Origin of the sequence: Phenylobacterium sp., assembly GCF_016793225.1 — a bacterium.
GTDB lineage: Bacteria > Pseudomonadota > Alphaproteobacteria > Caulobacterales > Caulobacteraceae > Phenylobacterium.
Genome location: NZ_JAEUMN010000106.1, coordinates 1 through 19,918, shown reverse-complemented (window position 1 = coordinate 19,918; position 19,918 = coordinate 1). Strand labels below are relative to the sequence as shown.

Below are 19,918 nucleotides of genomic sequence, written 5' to 3'. Positions count from 1 at the left end.
CGACGGGACACTTCGTACGTAGGGCAGTCACTGTGGGACGCCGAACAGTCTCGCGCGGCACAGCTACGCGAGGCATGAAGGAAGACGATGTTGTTCCAACCTCGAACCGCTGTGGTGGACGGGCCGCTGGCCTTCCGCATGCGTCGCACGGCCGCCGCACAAGCTGGTGAGCACGGTTTGGAGGTGGTGACGTTGCCGCTGCTGGCGGCTCGACTGGCAGGCGGCTTCCGCCAGCCTGCGACCTTCGAGCAACTGCAGTTCGGGGTCCGCGCGGCGCTCGCCGCCGGCGGTTTCCAGGAGATTGAGCCCGTCCGCGCTCTACCGGGAACGGCGAGGGCGATGCTCCGCACCCTGTCAGCGGCTTGGCGGGCCGACGTCAACCTTTCTGAGGAGGCGTCCCAGCACCCGCGCCTGGCGGACTTGGCCTTGGTCCAGGAACGTATCCGCGAGGCGCTGCCCGAGGCGGCACTAATCGCCCCGGACCTGCGCGACGCGGCCCTCACCAATGTCGACAGGGCCGCCGGCCGGCTGGGACCGGTGGTGTTGCAGGGCATGCTGGACGTCGACTGCGTGTGGCGTTCACTCTTGGTCGCGTTGGCGAGCCGGACGGACCTCGTCTGGCAGGCACCTGCGGGACGGCTCGACATCGGCTGGTTCCCGGGGCGGGTGGAAGCGATGGCCTCAAGGGCGGCACCGACCGTCCGCGCCGAGGTGTGCGCCGATCCGCGCGCCGAGGTGGTCGAGACACTGCGCTGGGCGAGGGATCTCATGAGCCGCGGCACAGCGGCCAGCGACATCGGCGTCGCCGCGCCCAGCCCGGAGGCCTGGGACGAACACGTCCTGGTGCTGGCGCGGGACGCCGCCCTTCCGGTTCACTTCTCTCATGGCCTTCCGGCCCTAGAGACGGCTGAAGGTCAGGCGTGCGCGGCGCTTGCCGAGGTGCTGTTGCGCGGCCTCAGCCAGGAAAGAGTCCGCCGCCTGCTACGCCGAGCGCCCTCCGCGGCACCCGACCTGCCAGAGGACTGGGCCGATGGTCTGAGCCGCGCGGCAGGCCTCTTCACCGCGCAGCACTGGAGGCGCGCGCTCGTCGATGCTCGGCCGAAACGCAGGTCCGGCGAGTTGGCGGAAACCATTCTGATCGCGTTGGTGGAGCTGCTCAGTCACGGCCCGGCCGTCGCAGCGGAAGCCGGCGACAGCCTCCTGACGGGCGAGGCCCGACGTCTCTGGCGGACCGCCCTTGGCGTGGCGCCTGCTGAAGCTCTCCCCCTGGCCTTGCAGACCCTGCGGGTTCCCGACACGCAGCAGGCGGCGGCCGCGGTCAGTTGGGGACCAGCTTCGCATCTCGCGGGCGCGCCCCGTCGCCATATCCGCCTGCTCGGACTCTCGAGCCGTGGCTGGCCGCGCGGACGCCGTGAAGACCCGCTTCTGCCAGGCCACATCCTGGACCCCAGACGCCTTGAGCCGATGAGCCGCAGCGAGCGGGACCTCGACCACTTCACCGTCCTGACGACGGCGGCGTCCGACAGTATTGTGCTGTCGCGGGCCCGGCGGTCAGCTGAAGGGGCGCCGCTGCCACCCAGCCGCCTTTGGCCGCAAGGCGCTGCGGAGCTCGCCCGCACCCGGATCCCGGCCCACGCGATGAGTGAGAGTGACCGCCTTCTCGCCCGACCGCCCGAGGCGGCTTCTCAACCGCACCTCGCTTCGACCCGGTTGTGTTGGATGAACTGGCGCAGCGCCGAGCGCACCGCCCACGATGGGCTTTTCGCCGCTGAACACCCGGTCCTGGCGCGCACCTTATCGCGACCTCAGTCGGCAACGTCGTTGCGGCGGCTTCTGCGCGACCCCTTGGGGTTCGTGTGGCGCCATGTGCTCGGATGGCGAACCGTCGAGGTGGGCGGCCTGCAGCTGACCACCGACCCCAGGACGTTCGGCGAGCTGACCCATGAGATCCTGCGTCAGGCCGTCAACGGTTTGGAGCCCGACCCCGGCTTCGCGAAAGCCAGCGCCGGCCAGATCGATGCCGCCGTGGCCGCTGCCGCCGACGCAGTCCTAAACGACTGGCCGCTGGAGCGGGTAACCCCGCCGCCTCAGCTCTGGCGCCGCACGGTCGAGGCGGCCGCCAAACTCGCAGGCCAAGCACTTCGCCTGGACGAGACACTTGGAGGGACGCGGAGTTGGACTGAGGTGGTGTTCGGCGAGATCGAGCCGCCAGACACGGCGTCGATCCCGGACGAGTGCCCGTGGGACCCAACGCAGCGCGTGGTCTTCGGCGGGCTTGCGGTGAGCGGACGCATTGACCGCCTGGACCTGCGGGCTGCGGGCGATGCGGCTCGGGTCACCGACTACAAGACCGGAGCCATGCCTCGCCAACCCGACGCCCTTGTCCTGGACCAGGGTCGCGAACTGCAGCGGGTGCTCTACGCCGCCGCCGCCCGCCAGCTGCTGCCCGACCTGCGCCAGTCGGTCTCGCGATTGGCCTACTTGCGCGACGGCCCTCGGATCGCGGCTCTGTCAGGCGATGGCCTGGATGCGGCCTTCGCCGACGCGGAGGGCTTTGTGGAAATAGCCGTCGGCCTCCTGAAGGCCGGCCACGCGCCGGCCGGGCCCGACGCCCTCGACATCTATAACGACTTGCGCCTGGCGATGCCGGCGGAGCTCGATGCCTATATGCGCCGCAAGGAGCGCGCCTTCGGCGAGGTCGCCGCAGCGCTCAGCCCGCTCTGGAGCCGTCGATGACCCTTGTCGACGCCGATGCGCGACGGCGCGCGCTCACCGAGCTCGATGCGACCTTGCTCGTGGAGGCGGCGGCCGGCACCGGAAAGACTTCGCTGATGGCCGGCCGCGCCGCGATGTTGCTAGCCAGCGGCGTCCTTCCCGAGCGCCTGGCCGCGATCACCTTCACCGAGTTGGCGGCCGGGCAGCTCGCCCAGCGTATCCGCGAGATGGTCGGCGAACTCGTCGCCGGCGAGACGCCGACCGTGCTGGCGCCGGCGCTACGCGATGGTCTCAGCCCTGAGCAGAAGGCGAACCTGGCTCGCGCGGCCGCCTCGCTCGACGACCTGACCACAACGACAATCCATGGCTTCTGCCAGGGCCTGATCCAGGCCTATGCCGTGGAGGCCGACCTCGACCCGGGCGCTCAGGTGATGGACGCGATCCAGGCTGACGCCATGTTCGACGGCGTGTTCACGCGCTGGTTGACGGCTCGGCTGTCGGCCGAAGCCACCGATGATGATCCGGTGGGCGTGCTGGCCCAGGACGATCCGCTGGGCGTCGTCGACACCCTGCGCGAACTGGCGGCGCTGCGCCGCCGCCACGCCACGGCCCGGCCGCCGGCGGTGGACCTTGCGCGGCGCCCCGACCTCGACTTTGTCCAGGCGGTCGACGACTTTGCCCGCTGGTTCACCGGCGCGCCGCCAGAGCCCAGGACGGCCGCACTTCTGGATGAGATCGAGACCCTTTGCGGCTTCTACACAGACAGTCTCCGAGGCTCCCCGTCATTCGCCGACCTCTGGCGGTTGAGCCGTCCACCACACCAGCCTGGCCTGATGAAGGCCAAGTCGCTCGAATGGAAAGCCTTCGCGCTGCAGGGCGCCTGGCGCCGCGTCGCCGGAGCGGACGGGCCGGCGTGGTACTCGGAGGCGCTTAGCCACTTGGATGTGTGTCGCGAGGCGTTCGCCCGCCTTTTGGGTCAACTGGGCGGCGCCATGGTCTGCACACTCTCGGAGGCGCTCGATGAGGCGCTGGAGGCTTACGCCCGAGAGAAGCGGGCCGCCGCGGCTCTCGACTTCGACGATCTTCAGGCACGCGCACGGGATCTCCTGCGCGGCCACGACGACATCCGCTGCGCGGTAGGCCGGCGCTATGCCCACATCTTCGTCGATGAGTTCCAGGACACGGATCCGGAGCAGGCGGAAATCATCTTCGCCATCGCCAGCACCGAGCTCGCGAGGCCCTGGACCTCTTCGCCCATCCGCCCGGGCGCCCTGTTCCTGGTGGGCGACCCCAAGCAGGCCATCTACAGGTTCCGGGGCGCCCATGTGGGCGCCTACAACGCCGTACGAGACGCCTTCGCCGCGTCGGTGGCGGGCAGCGTCATCCAGATCACTGCAAACTTCCGCTCGGTCCCGGACATCCTGAGCCACGTAAATCGCTGCTTCGCTGCCCCGTTGGAGGCTGCGGGCCAGCCGGGATATGTGCCGCTCGCCACCACCCAGGCTGAAACTCCGGATGCTCCACCGTGCGCCGTGCGCCTGAGCCTTGAGCTGCCACCGGACGCCAAGGCTGGCGAGCAGCGGGACACTGAGGCGCTGGCCGTGGCCGAGACGTGTCGCCGGCTCGTGGGGGCGCTGGAGGTTCGCCGCACTGACGGCAGCCGCACACCGCTGAGGCCGGGCGACATCGCGCTCCTGGCGCCCACTGGCACCGAGCTCTGGCGCTACGAGCGCGCGCTCGAGGCCGTCCGCCTTTCGGTGGCGTCGCAGGCCGGAAAGACCCTCATGCTGCGCCAGGAGACCCAGGACCTCCTGGCGCTCGCGCGGACGTTGGCGGATGCCACCGATACCCTGGCCTTCGGCGCACTGATGCGAGGCCCTCTCGTCGGGCTGACGGAGGCGGATCTGCTGGAGATCACGCACGCGCTGCCGCCCCGGGAGGATGGTGAGGCAGCTGCATTCACCGTGGCCACCGACCCTCGTCACGTCAGTCACGCGGTCGCACATGAGGTGCTGGGCACGCTTCGTGATCTGCGCCGACGGGCGCGGTCCGCGACGCCGGCAGCCCTTTTGGGCGAGGCCGTGGAGCGGCTAAGGGTGCGCGTTGCACTGACGCTCCGTGCTGGCGACCGCAGCGCTCGTGCCCTCGCCAACCTCGACGCCCTGCTTCAGCGCGCCCGCGGCTACGGTGTGCGCGGCCTTCAGGCGTTTGTGGCGGATCTCCAGGACGACTGGGCTGGCCGGCGTGGGGTGGCTGAGGGGCGCGTTGACGAAAGCGATGACGCTATCGCGATCGTCACCATCCATAGCGCCAAGGGCCTCGAGTGGCCGGTGGTCATACCGATCAATACGTCCACCCAGTTCCGCGGCCCCGACCGATTCGTTCACCGCCAGGTTGACGACACACTTCACTGGATCGTGGGCGGGGTGGCGCCACCCGCGTTGGCCGATGCTCAGGCGGAAGAGGAGCAGAACGCCGCCCGCGAGCGCGAACGCCTCTGGTATGTGGCCTGCACACGCGCCCGCGACCTCCTCATTCTGCCCCACATGCCGAACGCCGGCGGCCGCTCCTGGTCGCGGGTCGTGGACCTCGGCCAGGATCGGCTACCTGAGCTCGACCTCGCGACCCTGCCGATTCCTCGCGCGTCGCCTGCAGGCTCCGCCGCCAACGACCAGACCGCTGATGTCTTTGCCGCAGAGGCGGCCGCGATCGCCGTCGCCAATCCACCGGTGACCTGGCGAGCGCCGAGCTCGCATGATCCGGACCGTGCTCCGATCGTCGAGCCCGCCGCGGCGATCGGAGAGGACGTCGTCGAGCAGCCGCTGCCGGTAGGCGCAGGCCGCATCCGTGGCTTAATCCTGCACAAGCTCATGGAAGAGCTGCTCAATGCCGAGCTGGACGGTGACCGGTCGTGGATCGCCAGGCGCGCGGCCGAACTCGGCGGGCAGCTTGCGGGTCTTGAGGGCATCGCCGCCGAGGCTTTGCCTGACCCGGCCGAGTGCGCTGAAGCCGTGCTCAACACCCTGGCTCTTCCCGAGATCGCAGGATTGCGACCACACCTCGTCGCGGAGGCGACCATATGGTCTCAGGACGAGCAGGGCATCCTTGTCTCCGGACGCATAGACGCCCTGGCCCTTGAGGCTGGCGACGTTACGGCCGTTCTGGACTGGAAGAGCGACCTCGCGCCAACGCCCCAGGACCGCGCCGCCTACGTCGCGCAGCTCACTGCGTACCTTGAAGCCACGAGCGCGCCGCGAGGCGCCCTCGTCTACATGAGCCGCGGAGAGATCACGTGGGTCGAGCGGCCTGCGAGCCGCTAGTACCGCCAGCGCCGGGGCTTGGGCCGGCCACTTCGAACGGCGTAGTTCCGGGGGCGTGGCGCCCGGGGCGGCGGGGGCTCGTTCTTGCACTCCACACAGACCCGGCCATAGCCAGTCGCCAGTTCGGCGTCCCAGAACTCGTCCATCGGCTTGATCTCGTCGCAGCGGCTGCAAGCGCGGAGATCCTTTGAGACGAGGCCCGCGGCCTGGGCCTGGAGCTCATCGACGGCGGCGGCCATCGGCGGTTCACCCAGCCCCTCGACCAGGTGGGCCAGCCGGTCTGAAAGCGTCTGCACCGGATCACGCCCGAGGTTGAACCGGTTCACGCGGAGGAACCGATAGCCGTAGCTCTCCAGTGTTAGCTGGCGTTCGACGTCGGCCTCCGAGAGGTAGCGGTCGTGGTTCCCGGCATGGATCTCGACGCCGCGTTCGAAGTGGTGCTCGAAACCGTCGTACTCCAGGACGATGTAGGCGACGCCCTCGGCGCCCCAGTAGGTCAGGAGGAAATCCACTTTGTAGGCCGGATGGACGTAGGTCGGATCCAGCTGGCGCAGATAGTCGCCAATCGGGAACTGGGGGAAAATCTCGATCTGGTCCTCGTGGTTCTGGAAGAACGGGGTCTTCGTGATCCAATCCAGGACCTTCGCCTCCATGGGACTGTTCGGGTCTGTCTCGCCGAAGATGCGGCCGGGCTCTTCCAGCAGGTTCTGGTAGTGGCGAAGGGCCCCTCCGATGGCGCCGCCATAGTCGCCGACCGGCTTGGAGAGCACGAACCAGATCGTCTCCTGCGCCCGACTGAAGCCCACGTTGAGGCGCTGTACCTTCAGCTTCTCCTCGACGCTTTCCTCGGCGGACTCCAGGCGGACCGGGAAGACGTAGTTCAGGGCGTCGTCCGTGTGCGTGGCCACCAGCGAATAGAAGATCACCTGGCGCTCTTCACCCTGACAGCTATCGAAGGTCATGACCTTCAGCTTCAAGCGGTCCTGGAACTCCGCCCCCCGAGTGTGGCCGAAGAGCAACCGAGTGAGGAGCGCCTGCTGCTCGCGGAAAGGCGTGATGACGCCGACGGTCGCAGGGTTCTCGAACTCCAGGAACTCCAGCAGCTGGTCGAGGATGTAGCGCGCTTCCGCATGGTTTGTGGTGCGCGTGCTTTCGCCCGGCGCCGGCGTGACGTGGTCGAAGCGGATGACCTCCTCGAGGCGCTCACTGCGGATCTTAATCGCCTGCAGCTGGCCACTGTAGAACGTCTTGGACGAGTAACTGATCAGCTCCTGGTAGGAGCGGAAGTGCTTTCGCAGCATCACGCTGTAGTTGGCGCAGTACTGGAAGAATTCCAGGATTGAGCACTTCACGTCGAACCGCGAGAGGCGGTCGAGCTTGTCCGCGTCGTCCGACACCTTCTTCCGGAAGAAAGTGGTCAGGTCGGCACGGTACTTGTCGTTCAGGGCAATGCTGGCGTTGGTCGACTTGGTGTTGCTGAACTGCTTGCTGTCGCCCATCACCACCACCTGGCGGGCTCGCAGCAGCGCTGGGAAAGCCTGCGCCACGGACACCTGCGACGCCTCGTCGATAATCATCACGTCGAAGAGGCCAGGCGCGAGGGGCATGTACTCCCCGAACTCGCGGATGCTGGCGACGATGACGGGGAAGGCTTCCTTCACCCCGCCAAACTTCTCCTCGGGGAACTTCTGGCGCTTCGAAACGACCGTCGCCAGCGCACGGGCGTCGGCCCGGGACTCGGTCATGAACTGAACCAGGCGCGTGTCGGCCTCGGCGTTCAACACCGTCGTGTTGAGCCGTTCGAGGCGGGTCTTTTCGGTGACGTAGTCGATCTCCGGCGCGCTTTCGAAGGACGCGGTCATCCGCCGCCACCAGCGCACATAGGCTAGGGCTTCGTTCCAGAGCCGCGCAGCCTGGCCGTTTTCGCTCGGCGTCGCGAGGCTTGCCGGCAGCGGACCGGCCAGGGCCTGCGCGGCCCGCAGGAAGTCGTTCAGCGCGACGGCGACATGGCCGGGTCGTGCTGGCTCGCTGGCGCAGGCGTAGAGGTCGGGCAGGGCGGCCGCGTCGAGGCCCACCGCGTCGGCGGCCTTCAGCATCCGGTGGCCGGCAGCCAGGATGGCGTCGAGGACGGCGCGGTCCTTTCTCAGCAGGACCGGTCGTCGGGGCTGAAGCTCGGCGAAAAGTTCTCGTTCCAGCGCTTGAACCTGGCCACCGCGTAGCAGCAGGCCCAGAAGTGGCATTTTCAGTTGCTCGACCTGGAACAGGATCGTCCCCAGGCGCTCCAGCTGCTCCTCGGAAAGACTTCCGAAAACCGACAGATCGGCCGACTGGCCTTGAACCTCGTGGAACGTCGCAGCCGCCGCGTCCACCAGCACCTGGCGTGCGAACTGGCCCGCCCTGGCCCGGCTCAGATCGCGCGCCAGATAGGTTTCGAGGCCGGGATCGGAAAGGAGACCCTCCAGTGCTTCGGCGGTCTCAGCAACAGCCACCGCCTGGAGCCAGGGCGCGAGCTCAGGGTCGAGCGCTGCAAGCCGCGCTTCGATCGCCTGGCCGGCGGCGACCTCGGCGATCGGCGTCGCCCCGACGCCATCGACGACCTGCCGGATCCGGGACTGGAGTTCAGCCTTGGCGTCAGCCAACTCGGCCTCGACCTTGGGTCGCCCGGCGCGCGTCGCCTTGGCATAGGCCGAGACCTGCGTGAGCGTCTGGTTCGAGGTCAGCTTGCGGAAGTTCGCCTGTTGCTGACCGAGCCTCAGGATCGGATTCGGAAAGCCTTCCTCATGCCGGACCTGATCCATCGCCGAGGAGAGCTTGCTGTGCACCACGTCCAGCGCTTCCGGCTTGTCGGAGAGCACCAGGCACGACTTCTTCCTGAGCGCGCAGTCGGCGGCGATGGCTGTGATCGTGTGCGACTTGCCGGTGCCCGGAGGCCCTTCAACGATGATGAAGCGACCCTTCGGATTGCGCAGGGCCGTCAGGATCTTCACCTGCTCTTCGTTCAGCGGGATAGGAGAATCGATCACGACACGGTCGACGACGGAGCGATCGTCCCAGTCCTGCTCGACCTCGGTGTGGATGCTGGACGGGTTATCCATGAGGACACCGCGAACGATGCCCTCGAAGAGGTTCACGACGCCGGGCTCGTCTTTGCGCGCCTGCTCGATCATCTCCTCGTAGTCGTTGAGGAGAGCCTCATCGCCCTTGTCGAAAACCGCGAAATGCAAGGCGTTCGTTACCGACACGAACGAGCTTTGCGCGTGTTGCGGCCGGCGCAACTCGAGTTCGATTTCCCCACCCAGGTCCAACGCCGAAACGATCCGGCGGAAGACCGGCTCGGCGGCGTCGAGGAAGGAGCCTTCCTGGTCGATGTATTCGATGCGCTCGCGCACCGGGCTCATCCACTCACGTAGCTGTCGCTGCCCGAGCTCCTGGAGGACGTAGTCGATGGCTCGCTTGTGGACGTAAAGGTGGTTCACCAGCCGCAGGTCGAGCCCCGAACCGTCGGCCACCCGCGTGATCTCTATGGGAATGTAGAACAGGGGGTAGGTCGACGGACCGTACTTGAGCGCGCCCACGTAGAGGTAGAGCTGCATGCGTTCGGCGGTGGCCGCGTAGGCTTCCAGGTCGCGAAGCTCGAGGAACGCGTCCGATGACGCGAAGGTCTCGAAATACTCGGTGAGCAGCTCCCGCATCCGAGGGGCGGACACCAGTTCTTCGGCCGCGGCGGCCAATTCGGCGTTGTCGCCGTTGACCAGGTATCGGCTCAAAATCTCCGGCAGGATTTCGCCCAGCTCGAACGCCAGTCGCTCCACGAGGTCGGCCTCGGTCGAGTAGATCGAGTCCACAACCGAATAGGCCTGTTCGGAGAGGGGACCGTCCAGCAGTGCCAGAAGCGGCCGCACCACCTGGGTGGCCAGGGCCTCGGCCAGCACGAGTTGAATGTCCTCGACCCACTGCTCGGGTTGAGCCACGGCCACGCCACGCGTCGAACGCGCCTTGCCCAGAACCTCGGCGCGCACAGCCTCGAGAGCATCGTCGGCCAGGGCGGCGATCTGTTCGCGAATGATGGCCCGTAGCGTCGGGCTCATCGGCCGCGTGAAGGCCTTGGGGCGGAACGGAATTACAGTGGCCGGAGCCTCCAGCGCCTTGCATAGCGCCTGCTGCAGCTTTGGGTACGCGCCAATGCGCATGCCCGCGCGAAATCCGGCGTCGGTCTGAACGACGATCCGGCGACGTGGCGCCTGCTGGCGTTTGAAGTCACTTTCCAGAAAGTCGAGGAAGTACTGCGAGACCTTGATCGCCAGTTCGCGAAGCGTAGTTCCGTCCATTCATGCCCCCACCACCAGCTTGATGGCGTCTCTCCTTCCGTGCAACTCCAGCCAGTAAGTCGGGCAGCCGACAACGGCGATGGGGTTCGACGCCGCAGCCCCCGTCCGGGATCGGCGCAGGCGGCACAAACCCAACTGGAGGGCTAGCAGCTGAGCTAGTGAGTGAGCATTCTCCAGGGGGCAACCTGGGGGTGATCGAAATGGAAGATCGGCTGTTAAACCAACTCGGCGGGGATCGGATCGCCGCCCGGCAGATCGACGAACTGATCGGCCTCGCGCGCGGGCTTGCTGCGGACGGCGATCTCAATCAGGCAGAGGTCGAATTTCTGCAGAAGTGGCTCGCGGCCAACGAGGCCATCAGTCATCAGCCGCTCATCCGCACGCTCTACCAGCGCATCAACGATGTCCTCGCTGACGGCGTCGTCGACGACGAAGAGAAGGCCGTGCTCCTGGAGACGTTGAACAGCTTCTCAAGGCGCGACTTTGAATTGGGCGAGGTCCTCAAACCGTCGACCCTGCCGCTCTGTGACCCCGCACCAGCGCTCGGGTTAGATGGCTGGGCGTACTGCTTCACCGGCACGTTCTTGTACGGGCAGCGGAGGGATTGCGAGCGCGCAGTGTTGGAGCGCGGTGGCACCTGCGGCGGTCTCACCCAAAAGACGTCCGTCCTGGTGATCGGAGCTTATGCCACGGACTCGTGGAAGCACTCGTCTTTCGGCACCAAGATCGTCAAGGCCAGCGCCTGGCGCGAAGAGGGCCTGCCGATCTCCATTGTGAGTGAACAGCACTGGACTCCTCATCTGTAGGGCTCCGGTGAGAGGCGACCGGTGGTCGGCGGCGCCGGCCGTGAACGTCCGCTGTCCGCCCCAGCCCAACGTCGGCTCTGGCGCCGCCCGGCCCTTCAACCCGTGGCGTGCAGCGGAGAGGGGACTCTGCTATGCTCTGCGTTCGGTCGGCGACCGCGGCCTTACCGATTGATAATCCGCCGATCGATCATCAACCCGCCAGCAAACGATTCTGACGGTAAATCAGACGGTGTTCACGTCTTCGCGAGTCGAAAACCGTAGGGAAATCAATCCGCAGACGGTCTCGTTGATAATCGAGTGGGAGTAGGCGGACGGGCGCCGCGTTCCCCGCCGCGCCCCTGACGCGTCAGCGCTTCGGCGGCGTCTGCTCCAGCTGCCAGAGGGCTTCGCCGAGCTCGTCGATCTTCTGGCCCAGCAGCGACTGGGCGTCCGCCAGGGCCTGATTGTAGAACTGCGGGCCGAGGGTTTCCGTGATGAAGTCCAGGAGGAAGACCGCGTCGAATCCGGTCACTTCGACGTCCAGTTCGTCCTTGAGATAGCGGCTGAGCGCCTTGGCGGCGGCGTCGCGGACGTCCTTCGGGAGCTCGATCTTCGGCATGGGAGGGCCACGATGGCGACAGTGCTCTACGGCATCAAGAACTGCGACACGATGAAGAAGGCCTGGACCTGGCTCGACCAGCACGGCGTGGCCTACGACTTCCACGACTACCGCAAGGATGGGCTGGAGGAAGCCACCCTGCGGGGCTGGGTCCGGCAGGTGGGCTGGGAAACCCTGCTCAATCGCGCGGGAACGACCTTCAGGAAGCTGCCGGACGCCGACCGGCAGGGCGTGGACGAGGGCAGGGCCGTGGCCCTGATGCTGGCCCAGCCGGCCATGATCAAGCGGCCGGTGCTGGATGTGGATGGCGCGGTCACCGTCGGCTTTCGGCCGGAGGTCTACGCGCAGCGGTTCCGCTGAGCCTGCATCCGATCCGAGCGTCGGCGGCGACTAGGGGCACGAGGATGGCGGAGAGGGCTCCGGCGTCCCGACCTGGAGACCGGCATGGAGAACTTCTTCTACAGCTTCTGGTGGCTGATCTTCCCGATCGGCTTCTTCATCTTCGGGGCCTGGGACAGGTGGCTGGCCTACAAGCGCAGCCAGGCGCGACTGGACCTCATCCGTAGCTACGCAAGCCAGGGCCGGGACCCGCCGCCGGAACTCCTGCGGGCCCTGCACGATGAGGAGGCGCTCGACGACGAGGATTCCGCCTATGGTCCGTACGACCGCTACGGCCGTCCTCGTCACCGTGCGCTGCGCCGCTACTGGCGGCACCGCCCTTACTGGCAGTGGCGGACAGCCATCATCACAGGCGCGGTGGCCGCCGGCTTCTGGATCGCGTCCGAGTACGCCGAACTTCCGGGCCTGGACTGGCCCTTCCAGCTCGTGGCGATCATCATGACGTGTGTCGCCATCGGGCACGCCGCGGCGGCGATACTGTCGATGGTGTTCCGCGGGCGATGAGCCCGGGCGACATCGATCGCGCGCTCGTCGAGGCGGCGCAGGCCGGCTCCACCGCCGCCTTCTCGCGGCTGGTGGATCGCCATCAGAAGGCGGTCCGCGCGTTCCTTCGCCGGACGTGCGGCGACTGGGCGACGGCTGACGACCTGGCGCAGGAGACGTTCCTGGCGGCGTGGTCGCGGATGGACCGTCTCGAGTCCGGCGCCTCGGTCCGCGCATGGTTCTGCGGCATCGGCTACAACAAGCACCTGACCGCGCTGCGCAGCCGTGGCCGGGAACGGGCCCGCGAAAACGCCTACGAGGCCGACCGGCCCGCCGCCGTCGCGTCGATGAGCGAGGAGCGGATGGCGGCGGAGCGGGCGCTTGCGACCTTGCCGGCGGACCAGCGGGCCTGCGTCGCGCTGTGCCTGGCGGCCGACTTCAGCCACGCGGAAGCGGCCGAGGCGTTGAACCTGCCGCTCGGGACGGTGAAGTCGCATGTCGCCCGAGGCCGCGCGCGGCTCCTCGAAGTGCTAGGAGAGTCAGAATGACCGACGATCGCCTGAAGGCCCTCTTCGCCGCCGACGAGCCGCCGGCCTTCGACCCGGCCTTCTCTGCCGCCGTGATCGGGAAGCTCGCGCGCCGCCGCCTCCTCGTCGACCTGGCGGGACTGTCCGGTGCAGCTGTGCTGGGGGGGCTCATCCTCTGGGCGGTCTGGCCGAGCCTGGAGCCCCTTGTGTCCCACCTGGGGGAGGGCATGGCCCCTGTGGCGGCCTGCGCGACGCTCGCGGCGGCGGTGCTCCTCAGCCTCGAAGGACGCGTAACACCCCGCCTGCGTTGAAACATGACCAACGTTTCATGTGGCCTTCTGCATCCAGGCGGCCGGGTCTAGGTCTCTCACCATCAGAAGGGGACGCTTCCCCCGCATCGAGATTTGGAGAGGACAAGACCTGAGATGGAAATCCTGATCCCCCTGACGTTCTTCGCCATGATCGCCGCGCTCGTCATCGCGCCGCGATACTTCAAGAGTGTCGAGCGCCAGAAGATGGCCGACACGCTTCGGGTCGCCATCGAGAAGGGCCAACCGCTGCCCACCGAAGTGATCGACGCGATGTCCAACAATGTCAGCGCGCCGCAGCTGCCGTCGGCGGCCCGGGACCTGCGCACCGGCATCATCTGGATGGGGGTCGGCGTGGGCTTCGCCGCCCTGGGCGCGGCCGTCAGCTTCGAAGAGCCCGACGCGCTCTATCCGCTGCTGGGCATCTCCGCGTTTCCCACCTTCATCGGCCTCGCCTTCATCGTGCTCGGCCTGCTGAACCGGCCGAAGTCCTGACGCGACGCATCGGGAGATCACGCCCATGCCGGGCACGAGCACCAGTTTCGCCAGCCTGCATGACGTGGAGCTCTGCTCCTACGCCGCGGCCGGCGAGCGGCGCGCCTTCGGAGAGCTGGTGCGTCGCCACGGCTCCGCCGTGCGGCAACTGCTCCGCCGGATGGGGGCGCAGGCCGCCGAGGCGGACGACGTGGCGCAGGACGCGTTTCTGGCCGCCTTCGAGCGGATCGCGGAGTTCCGAGGAGAGGGCACATTCGCGGGCTGGGTGAAGCGGATCGCGGCCCGCCAGTACCTGCGCCGCCTCCAGCGCGAGAAGCGGCTCGCCGCCATCGCGGCGGAGGAAGGCGGCGAGGACGGGGAGACCCCCGGCCGGCTCGGCGGGACCGACGCCGACCATCGCATGGACCTGGAGGAGGCCCTGAAAAGCCTCGCGCCTGCGGAGCGCCTTTGCGTCTCGATGTGTTACGGGGCCGGCCTGAGCCACGGGGAAGCCGCGGAGGCCTTGAACCTGCCCTTGGGAACGGTCAAATCGCATGTCAAACGTGGTCTGGATAAGCTCCGGGCGCGGCTTACGCCGGTCCCGGGCGTTGAGTTGGAGGGGAGGCGGAGCAATGGCTGAGCTCGACTTCGAACGCCGCCTCGAACGCCTGTTCTCGCAGAGTCCCGAGATGCCGGATGCGGCCGCGTTCGCCGAGCGGATCGAGCGGAAGCTGGACCGTGGATGGAACCTGCGCCGCTGGATGATCGGGGCCGCGGGCCTCTCCGGCGGCGTGGTGGGCGCCAGCCAGCTCGTGATGTCCAACCTCTTCCAGCGCGTCGAGAGCGCCGAGGAATCGGCCCGGGTCCTCTCGCAGGGCCTTGCGCGCGTCACGCCGACCACCGACATGGTGTCCGCGCTCTCGGGCGGCTATGGCGTGTGGATCGCGGTCGGTCTTGCGGTCCTGACCATGGGCGTCTTCGCCGCGAGGTTGGTCGAGGAGTTCTAGTTTTGTCGTCCCACCGTGAGTCGTCCGTCCGGCGCCTGTCCGCGCCGGATATCGCCGCCCGCAAGGGCGGTCTCCCGATCGTATGTCTGACGGCCTACACGGCCCCGATGGCCGAGATCCTCGATCCCCATTGCGATCTCCTGCTGGTGGGCGACAGCGTCGGCATGGTGGTCCACGGGCTGCCGAACACCGTGGGCGTGACGCTGGAGATGATGAGCCTGCACGGAAAGGCCGTGATGCGCGGCTCCCGTCGCGCCATGGTCGTCGTCGACATGCCGTTCGGCAGCTACGAGGGCAGCGCCGAGGAGGCCTTCGCCAACGCCTCGCGCCTGATGAAGGAGACGGGCGCGTCGGCGGTGAAGGTCGAGGCGGGCGAGACGATCGTCCAGAACATCGAATACCTGGTGAAGCGCGGCGTGCCGGTCATGGGCCATGTGGGCCTGCGCCCCCAGGCCGTGCTGGTGGACGGCGGCTTCAAGGCCAAGGGCAAGCTGGACCACGAGCGCCGGCGGATCCTGGACGAGGCGCGCGCCACCGCCGAGGCGGGGGCGTTCGCGGTTGTGGTCGAGGGCGTCGCCGAGGGCCTCGCCCGGGAGATCACCGAGGCGATCGGCGTCCCCACCATCGGCATCGGCGCCTCGGCCGGCTGCGATGGCCAGATCCTGGTCACCGACGACATGCTGGGCCTCTTCGACTGGACGCCGAAGTTCGTGCGCCGCTACGGCGACCTGCGCGGGCAGATCGACAAGGCCGTCGCGGCCTACGCGGAGGACGTGCGCCAGCGCCGCTTCCCCGGGCCCGCCGAGATCTACTTCGCCAAGGCGGGATAGCCGCAGGCGGGGCCCCGTGGCCGCAGACTCCTCCCGGGCGGGCCTTGAGGCGCAGGGCGCAGCGCTATAGGTTCCGCGCTCGTTTCAGCGACAGGCGTACGCCGCGGAGCCCCCTTAGGTGACGGATCTATTCGAAGAGGTCGAAGAGCAGCTTCGCTCCGACCGCTACAAGCAGCTCGCGCGCAAGCTGCTGCCATGGATGCTCGGGATCGCCGCCGCCGCCCTGATCGCCGTGCTCGGCTACTGGGGCTGGGACACCTGGCGCACGCGCCAGACCGACCAGGCGTCGGAACAGTACGCCAAGGCCATGGACGCCTATGTCGGCGGCGACCGCGAGGGCGCCAAGCGGATCTGGACCGAGGTCTCGAAGTCCAACGCCGCCGCCTACAAGGCCATGGCGCTGATGCACCTGGCGGCGGAAGCGCAGCGCGCCAACGATGACGCCGGAGCCGTGCGCCTCCTCGACCAGGCCGCGGAAGCCGCGCCCGACGCCGTTCTGGCCGACGCGGCCCGCCTCAAATCCGCCTTCGCTCTGCTCGACACCGCCCCGCTGAAGGACCTGGAGGGGCGCTTGAAGCCGCTGATGGAAGACGGACGTCCGTACCGGACCCAGGCGCGCGAGGCCCTGGCCTTCGCCAAGCTCAAGGCCGGCGACACCGCCGGCGCGCGCGGGGACTTCCTCCTGATCTCCCAGTCCCTGGACGCCGGTCAGGGCGCTCAGGCCCGCGCCTCGGCCGCCATCGGCCTGATCGACGCGGGTTCGGCCAAGGCGGTGCCGTCGGTGGTCCGCGCCGCCCAGGCCCTGCCGCCGCCCATGATGGTGCAGCCCGGCGCGGTCGTGCCGCCGCCCGGCGGCGTCCCCGTTCCGCAAGACCAAGGTCCCGCCCCGCAATGAAGCGCCGCAGTCCCTTCCTGGCCGCCGTCCTGGTCGCGGCGCTCGGCGCGTCCGCCTGCTCGACGGTCAGCCGGCTGAACCCGTTCGACAACGACGACGACAAGCCGACCGAGACGGCGAGCGAAGGGCAGCGCATCTCGATCATCCCCGCCGACCAGCGGCTGGAGCCGGCCGAGGCCCTCAAGGGCGTCGACTTCCTGCTGCCCACGCCGGTGCAGATGGAGGCCTGGCCGGTGCCCGGCGGCAACCTCGAGCAGGCGGTGGGCGCGGTGGACGCGGCCGCGAACCTTTCGGTCGCCTGGCGTCGGAGCTTCGGGCAGGGGACCAAGCGCGGCCGGTACGTCACGGCGCCTCCGGTCGCCGCCGACGGCAAGGTGTTCGTCATGGACGCGGAGGGCCGCGTGGCCGCGGTGGACGCGAGGTCCGGCTCGACCCTCTGGCGCACGGGCACGAACCCCGGCGACAACAAGCGCGACAAGCTCGCGTTCGGCGGCGGCATGGCCTACGCGGACGGCAAGCTCTACGTGGCCTCGGGCTACCGCGAGGTGCTGCAGATGGACGCCCGGACCGGCGCCATCGGCTGGCGCACGCGGACGAGCGAGTCGATCCACGGCGCGCCGACCGTGGCGGGCGGCCGCGTCTTCGCGATCGCCCTGGACAACACGCTGCTGACGTTCGACGCGGCCACCGGGGCGGCGTCGTGGACCTACCAGGCGCTGTCGGAATCCGCGCGCATCCTGTCGGCGTCCAGCCCGGCGGTATCCGGCGACACCGTCGTGGCGGCCTTCGGGTCGGGTGAACTGGTGGCGCTGCGCGCGTCCAACGGCAACGACCTCTGGAACGAGGCGCTCAGCCGCGCCAGCCGGACGAGCGCCCTGTCCGAGATCCGCGACATCCCGGGCCGGCCCGCGATCTATCAGGGTGACGTCTTCGCCGTGAGCCACTCCGGCGTGTTCGCCGCCACCGATCTGCGCACCGGTCAGGCCCGCTGGAGCCTGCCTGTGGTGGGCGTGACCGCGCCGTGGCCGGCCGGCGACGTGGTCTATGTGGTCTCGAAGAACGGCGAGGTGATCTGCGCGGCCCGCGAGACGGGACAGATCTACTGGATCCGCCCGCTCAACGAGGGCTTCAAGGCCAAGAAGAAGGGCGGCGTCTTCGGCATCGGCGGCCAGCGCACCACGCGGCCGATCTGGTCCGGCCCGCTGCTCGCCGGCGACCGGCTGCTGATCGTGGGCCAGACCGGCGAGCTGGTGGCGCTGAACGCCAAGACCGGCGAGATCATGAAGCGCCTGGACATGAAGGGCGCCTCCTATCTCAGCCCGATCGCCATGGGCGACACCGTTTACGTGGTCACCCAGGAGGCGGACCTGATCGCGATCCGCTGATCAGGTAAGCTCGCGGCCATGGCGCTGAAACTCGCGATCGTCGGCCGCCCGAATGTGGGCAAGTCCACGCTGTTCAACCGGCTGGCGGGCAAGAAGCTCGCCATCGTCGACGACCGGCCGGGGGTCACCCGCGACCGGCGTTTCGGGACCGGCCGGCTGGGCGACCTCGACCTCGAGCTGATCGACACCGCGGGCTTCGAGGACGTCACGGACGAGAGCCTGGAAGCGCGCATGCGCGCCCAGACCGAGCGGGCCGTGGACGAGGCCGACCTCGCGCTGTTCGTCATCGACGCGCGCGAGGGGGTGACGCCGGGCGACGAGATCTTCGCCGAGGTCCTGCGGCGAAAGGGCAAGCCGGTCGTGCTGGCCGCCAACAAGTCCGAGAGCAAGGCTTCCGAGGCGGGCGTGCTCGAAGCCTTCGGCCTCGGCTTCGGCGAGCCGGTGCCGATCTCGGCCGAGCATGGCGAAGGCATGGCCGACCTGTTCGCCGCCGTCGCCGCGCATGCGCCGGACGAGGACGCGGACGAGGCCGACGGCCCGGGCAAGCCCATCAACATCGCCATCGTCGGCCGCCCGAACGCCGGCAAGTCGACGCTGGTCAATGCTCTCATCGGCGAGGACCGGCTGCTGACCGGTCCCGAAGCCGGCATCACCCGCGACGCCATCCCCGTCGACTGGGATTGGGACGGCCGGGCGATCAGGCTGGTGGACACGGCCGGCCTGCGGCGCAAGGCCAAGGTTCAGGAGCGGCTCGAGAAACTGTCCACCGGCGATTCCATCCGCGCGATCACCTTCGCCGAGGTCGTGATCCTGGTGATGGACGCCACCCATCCGCTCGAGATCCAGGACCTCCAGATCGCGGACCTGGTCGAGCGCGAGGGCCGCGCGCTGGTGTTCGTCCTCGCCAAATGGGACCTGATCGAGGAGCCGGCGGCGCGGCTCGCCTATCTCCAGGAAGAGGTGGCCCGGCTGCTGCCCCAGGTGCGCGGCTCGCCCATGGTGGCGCTGTCGGCGGAAACCGGGCGCGGCCTGGACCGGCTGATGCCGGCGGTGTTCAAGGCGCATGCTGACTGGTCGACCAAGGTGAAGACCCGCGACCTCAACGACTGGCTGCAGATGGCGATCAGCCGCCACCCGCCGCCCGCCGTGAACGGCAGGCGGGTCAAGCCGAAGTACATGGCCCAGACCAAGGCCCGGCCGCCGACCTTCGTCATGTTCGCGAGCCGGGCCGACCAGCTTCCGGACCACTATCGGCGCTATCTCATCAACAGCCTGCGCGAGAGTTTCGACCTGCCCGGCGTCCCGCTCAGGCTGACGGTGCGTTCGAACAAGAACCCCTACGCGGAGGGCGAGGCGAAGGGCGGTCCGGGCCCCGCCAAGACCGCGCCGACGTCGGCGAAGTCGGGCCTGGTGGCGAAGCGTCGCAAGGAAGCCGCCGACAAGGCGCGGGAGGGCGCCGCGGCGGGGCCGTCGGCGCGTCCCAAGAAGGTGAAGAAGCCCAAGACCGGAACGCCCGCCGGCCGGGCGGCCAAGCTCGCGCGGCCCGGCGTCAAGCCGAAGCGAGCGTCCCGGCCCGCTTCCAGTCCGCGAAAGAAACGCTAGCCGTCGGAAGGCCCAGGTCCGCCTGGGCCAGTTCGACGATGAGGGGGCCGATCTCGGCGGGGTCGGGCAGGCCGGCCGGATCCTCTCCGGGATAGGCCTCGGCCCGCATCCGGGTCCGCATCGCGCCGGGATCGAGCAGGACCGCCCGCACGGGCGTGTTCTCCAGTTCGTCCGCCCACGTCCGGACGAGGTTCTCCATGCCGGCCTTGGTGGCGCCGTAGGGCCCCCAGAACGCCTTCGG

General features: G+C 68.7%; 17 protein-coding genes. 14 read left to right on the top strand and 3 right to left on the bottom strand.

Annotated elements, in window-relative coordinates:
* Positions 1 to 87 precede the first annotated feature (87 nt).
* Together JNK30_RS12435 and JNK30_RS12430 are read left to right on the top strand one after the other, a co-directional pair.
* Positions 88 to 2,736, top strand: a complete 2,649-nt coding sequence (locus JNK30_RS12435; protein WP_293482560.1) for a PD-(D/E)XK nuclease family protein — start codon at positions 88 to 90, stop codon at positions 2,734 to 2,736.
* The gene (locus JNK30_RS12430) at positions 2,733 to 6,035 is read left to right on the top strand and encodes an exodeoxyribonuclease V subunit beta (protein WP_293482559.1); all 3,303 of its coding nucleotides are present in this window, start codon (positions 2,733 to 2,735) and stop codon (positions 6,033 to 6,035) included. Before JNK30_RS12435 ends, JNK30_RS12430 begins: the two co-directional genes overlap by 4 nt.
* Here JNK30_RS12430 and JNK30_RS12425 read toward each other — a convergent pair.
* Entirely contained in the window at positions 6,032 to 10,363 is a 4,332-nt protein-coding gene (locus JNK30_RS12425; RefSeq protein ID WP_293482558.1) for an AAA domain-containing protein, read from the bottom strand. The two genes, JNK30_RS12430 and JNK30_RS12425, sit on opposite strands and share 4 nt — an antisense overlap.
* 191 nt (positions 10,364 to 10,554) lie before the next feature.
* Here JNK30_RS12425 and JNK30_RS12420 point away from each other — a divergent pair, with 191 nt between their 5' ends.
* On the top strand, positions 10,555 to 11,169 hold the full coding sequence (locus JNK30_RS12420) for a BRCT domain-containing protein (RefSeq protein ID WP_293482557.1): 615 nt from the start codon (positions 10,555 to 10,557) through the stop codon (positions 11,167 to 11,169).
* A gap of 346 nt (positions 11,170 to 11,515) precedes the next feature.
* Here JNK30_RS12420 and JNK30_RS12415 read toward each other — a convergent pair whose 3' ends face one another.
* Complete coding sequence (locus JNK30_RS12415) at positions 11,516 to 11,767, bottom strand: DUF2164 domain-containing protein (protein ID WP_293482556.1); 252 nt, start codon at positions 11,765 to 11,767, stop codon at positions 11,516 to 11,518.
* Positions 11,768 to 11,779: 12 nt separating this feature from the next.
* On the opposite strand from JNK30_RS12415, the gene JNK30_RS12410 reads away from it, so the two are divergent.
* The 11 genes from JNK30_RS12410 (at position 11,780) to der (ending at position 19,677) form a co-directional block, all read left to right on the top strand.
* Positions 11,780 to 12,127 (top strand): ArsC family reductase, encoded by a 348-nt coding sequence (locus tag JNK30_RS12410; RefSeq protein ID WP_293482555.1) that lies wholly within the window; start codon positions 11,780 to 11,782, stop codon positions 12,125 to 12,127.
* A gap of 84 nt (positions 12,128 to 12,211) precedes the next feature.
* Positions 12,212 to 12,670 carry a hypothetical protein gene (locus tag JNK30_RS12405; RefSeq protein WP_293482554.1) on the top strand — a complete coding sequence of 153 codons (459 nt, stop codon included), beginning with the start codon at positions 12,212 to 12,214 and terminating at the stop codon, positions 12,668 to 12,670.
* On the top strand, positions 12,667 to 13,197 hold the full coding sequence (locus JNK30_RS12400) for an RNA polymerase sigma factor (protein ID WP_293482553.1): 531 nt from the start codon (positions 12,667 to 12,669) through the stop codon (positions 13,195 to 13,197). The genes JNK30_RS12405 and JNK30_RS12400 overlap by 4 nt, the downstream gene beginning before the upstream one ends.
* On the top strand, positions 13,194 to 13,487 hold the full coding sequence (locus JNK30_RS12395) for a hypothetical protein (RefSeq protein WP_293482552.1): 294 nt from the start codon (positions 13,194 to 13,196) through the stop codon (positions 13,485 to 13,487). The genes JNK30_RS12400 and JNK30_RS12395 overlap by 4 nt, the downstream gene beginning before the upstream one ends.
* 114 nt (positions 13,488 to 13,601) lie before the next feature.
* Positions 13,602 to 13,979, top strand: coding sequence for a DUF6249 domain-containing protein (locus tag JNK30_RS12390; RefSeq protein ID WP_293482551.1), 378 nt, complete (start codon positions 13,602 to 13,604; stop codon positions 13,977 to 13,979).
* Positions 13,980 to 14,004: 25 nt separating this feature from the next.
* Positions 14,005 to 14,598: an RNA polymerase sigma factor gene (locus JNK30_RS12385; RefSeq protein WP_293482550.1), complete on the top strand. Its 594-nt coding sequence runs from the start codon at positions 14,005 to 14,007 to the stop codon at positions 14,596 to 14,598.
* The gene (locus JNK30_RS12380; protein ID WP_293482549.1) at positions 14,591 to 14,965 is read left to right on the top strand and encodes a hypothetical protein; all 375 of its coding nucleotides are present in this window, start codon (positions 14,591 to 14,593) and stop codon (positions 14,963 to 14,965) included. Before JNK30_RS12385 ends, JNK30_RS12380 begins: the two co-directional genes overlap by 8 nt.
* A 2-nt stretch (positions 14,966 to 14,967) precedes the next feature.
* A complete protein-coding gene (panB, locus tag JNK30_RS12375) occupies positions 14,968 to 15,795 on the top strand; it encodes a 3-methyl-2-oxobutanoate hydroxymethyltransferase (protein WP_293482548.1) in 828 nt (275 codons plus the stop codon).
* 118 nt (positions 15,796 to 15,913) lie between these two features.
* Positions 15,914 to 16,690, top strand: a complete 777-nt coding sequence (locus JNK30_RS12370; protein ID WP_293482547.1) for a tetratricopeptide repeat protein — start codon at positions 15,914 to 15,916, stop codon at positions 16,688 to 16,690.
* Positions 16,687 to 18,075 carry a PQQ-binding-like beta-propeller repeat protein gene (locus tag JNK30_RS12365; RefSeq protein ID WP_293482546.1) on the top strand — a complete coding sequence of 463 codons (1,389 nt, stop codon included), beginning with the start codon at positions 16,687 to 16,689 and terminating at the stop codon, positions 18,073 to 18,075. Before JNK30_RS12370 ends, JNK30_RS12365 begins: the two co-directional genes overlap by 4 nt.
* 18 nt (positions 18,076 to 18,093) lie before the next feature.
* Entirely contained in the window at positions 18,094 to 19,677 is a 1,584-nt protein-coding gene (gene der / locus JNK30_RS12360; protein WP_293482545.1) for a ribosome biogenesis GTPase Der, read from the top strand.
* On the opposite strand, the gene JNK30_RS12355 is transcribed toward der, so the two are convergent.
* Positions 19,625 to 19,918, bottom strand: a 294-nt coding sequence (locus JNK30_RS12355) for an SDR family NAD(P)-dependent oxidoreductase (protein ID WP_293482544.1), incomplete at its 5' end; no start/stop codon positions are given. The genes der and JNK30_RS12355 overlap by 53 nt on opposite strands.